Source organism: Megasphaera sp. AF13-6AC (assembly GCF_027685385.1).
GTDB classification, from domain to species: domain Bacteria; phylum Bacillota; class Negativicutes; order Veillonellales; family Megasphaeraceae; genus Megasphaera; species Megasphaera micronuciformis.
This window is the reverse complement of the sequence record NZ_JAQCUN010000331.1, coordinates 342-594: the sequence shown is the minus strand read 5'-3', so window position 1 is coordinate 594 and position 253 is coordinate 342. Positions and strand designations below refer to the sequence as shown.

The 253-nt window shown below is 51.8% G+C and carries 1 protein-coding gene; it reads left to right on the top strand.

Going from position 1 to position 253, the window contains the following annotated elements; all coding sequences use genetic code 11:
• A partial coding sequence (locus tag PGX78_RS09250; protein WP_270446675.1) for a hypothetical protein occupies window positions 1–253 on the top strand: 253 nt, incomplete at both ends.

Sequence of the window (253 nt, the reverse complement as noted above, 5' to 3'; positions counted from 1 at the left end):
TTCCGATGTAACCGGTCAAATCCGCTTATTCGATACGGATTTGCACTTAAATGATGTGTACGCTAAGGTAAACGATCAGGCCGTCGCGATTTCCGGTCTTGTTAAGATTAACGGTAACGTGCCCGTTTTTGACCTGAAAGTCGATGCGGATCGGGTAGATATGGGAGCTCTGACTGTAGGGCGAGATGTGGATGTAAGCGGGACGGCCGGCTATCACGGTCGCCTTTGGGGGACTCCCTCCGACTTGGGTCTT